The organism is Microcystis sp. LE19-41.2A (assembly GCF_027530405.1).
Taxonomy (GTDB): Bacteria; Cyanobacteriota; Cyanobacteriia; order Cyanobacteriales; family Microcystaceae; genus Microcystis; species Microcystis aeruginosa.
Map to the genome: position 1 here is coordinate 1 of NZ_JAPZQJ010000016.1, position 2,058 is coordinate 2,058.

At 37.9% G+C, this 2,058-nt stretch carries 3 protein-coding genes and 1 pseudogene; 3 read left to right on the forward strand and 1 reads right to left on the reverse strand.

Features of this window, described 5'->3' with window-relative positions; translation table 11 throughout:
• Together O9290_RS00675 and O9290_RS28385 are read left to right on the forward strand one after the other, a co-directional pair.
• Positions 1–579, forward strand: a 579-nt coding sequence (locus O9290_RS00675) for an RpnC/YadD family protein (protein WP_288086597.1), incomplete at its 5' end; no start/stop codon positions are given.
• A 190-nt stretch (positions 580–769) separates the two neighbouring features.
• Positions 770–1,024, forward strand: a complete 255-nt coding sequence (locus O9290_RS28385; protein ID WP_502846437.1) for an immunity protein CdiI family protein — start codon at positions 770–772, stop codon at positions 1,022–1,024.
• Between the two features lie 45 nt (positions 1,025–1,069).
• On the opposite strand, the gene O9290_RS00680 is transcribed toward O9290_RS28385, so the two are convergent.
• The gene (locus O9290_RS00680; RefSeq protein WP_288054722.1) at positions 1,070–1,543 is read right to left on the reverse strand and encodes a hypothetical protein; all 474 of its coding nucleotides are present in this window, start codon (positions 1,541–1,543) and stop codon (positions 1,070–1,072) included.
• 134 nt (positions 1,544–1,677) lie between these two features.
• On the opposite strand from O9290_RS00680, the pseudogene O9290_RS00685 reads away from it, so the two are divergent.
• Positions 1,678–2,058: pseudogene (locus O9290_RS00685) on the forward strand (flagellar assembly protein H); the annotation flags it as partial.

Here is a 2,058-nt window from a genome sequence, read left to right on the forward strand (position 1 = left end):
AAACTTTTGACAATTTTAGCCGAACTGCAAAGACAAGCTAAACGGGAAAATCAGAGCTACAATGAAGACAATGCCCCTCGTTTGTGGATTTTATCCCCTTCGGCTGGTATCACTGTTTTAGAGGGATTTGGGGCAAAATTAGACCCAGATTGGCCAGAAGGAGTCTATTTTCTTCCCTCGCTTTATCGCACGGCAATTATCGCTATTAATCAATTGCCTGTGACTGCTGAGACTCTCTGGATAAGATTATTAGGACGGGGAAAAACTCAAAACCAAGCGGTGCGAGAATTGTTAGAATTACCTCAAGGTAATGCTTTCCGGGAAAATGTCCTGGAATTATTAATTAGTTGGCGGGTTAGTATGGAAATAAATAACATCCTAGAAACTGAAGATAGAGAGGTGTTTATGACCTTATCTCAAACCTATCAGGAATGGAAGGAAGCAACTAAACGGGAAGGACGACAGGAAGGAAAACTGGAATCTATTCCCCGTTTGCTTGCTTTGGGTTTAAGTGTGGAACAAATCGCTCAAGCTTTGGATTTAGACTTAGAACAGGTCCGACAAGTGGCGCAAGAGTAGAGAATTGATCTAACTAGAATCTGAATCATAATCCCTCAAGATTCTGGTTAAAATTCAATTATTTCTGTCTGACAAACCCATCTTGATGAAAAGAAAAATTGAGCTAATGGCAGAATATAACTATTCGCCTCTTTGGAATATGGAAACTGCTGATAACCTTAACTTAGATGAGTTGACTTGATCGAGTTCTATCCAAAAGAAGTTAAGTAATTGGGCAGAGATTTATAATCAAATTATAAATTGGGACAATCCCGCCGATTCACATTTTTTTGATGCAGTAAGTCAAGACAATTTTGAGAGGGAATGGGTCAATATTTGGCGGCAATTACAAGAGGAATTATCACCCAATTATCAAATATTTTACTTTAGTGAAAAACAGCAACGACTTTTGACTCCAGAAGATGCAAGTGAAGCGATCAGAGAAAAAGAGGTTAGATATAAATAGCCTCAAAACTCGATCGCTTTTATTGTCAATTTTTTAGCTCATAGATTATTTTGAGAAAATAAATCTTTTATGGACTGAATTAAGTTCATAATATTTTTTTCCTGTATTCGGATCGGTAACTATCTTCATGTTATTGTTATCGCAAGGCTTCCAATCAGATCCAGTTACTGATCCAAATATACCATCATATACAGCTACACATTGTCTTCCTTGGGCAGGAATGTAGCAATATATATCATGAATAAAAGACCCTGATATATTAGGTGCAATCGTAGTACCCGATCCATTAAACTGACAAACAAATTCACGACCACGAGGAGCAAATTGAGCGATAATAAGGTGATCTTGCTGACTAATTTCGGCTGTGGCACTGGTCGCTATAGCAGTATATCCGATCGCTGTAGTTGCTACTAGAGAAAAGACCTGAAGGAGAGAATTGCATAAGCTTTTCTTTCTCCCCCCCCATTTTTCATAATTGTTGCTAATGTCATGATGCTCAAGGGAATTTATCGAAGACAATTGTAAGTTAACAAAACTGATTTTTATTTGTCAAGGGATTTCTGAAATATCTGACATTTTTGTTAACATAAATTTATAAAACCATTCAAAAATCGATCAATACAATTGAGAATTATCGATTAACTGCTCAGTCCATGAAACCCCATGACCAATTTGCCAAAAATTACCTTGAACAATTACTTTCTCCCTTGGGAACCGTCGAAATCAGTAAAGAAGTCAGCGACGAAACCCGACAGATAGATTTATTTTTTTCCCCCAATGCCGAACCCAACCCCAATTATCTGGGATTATTAGGCAGAATTGTCCTTAATACTGTCTTAATTGAACCCTATCGCAATCCTCCCAATCGTAGCGAGATTCGCAATTGTTTAGCGAAACTTTTGACAATTTTAGCCGAACTGCAAAGACAAGCTAAACGGGAAAATCAGAGCTACAATGAAGACAATGCCCCTCGTTTGTGGATTTTATCCCCTTCGGCTGGTATCACTGTTTTAGAGGGATTTGGGGCAAAATTA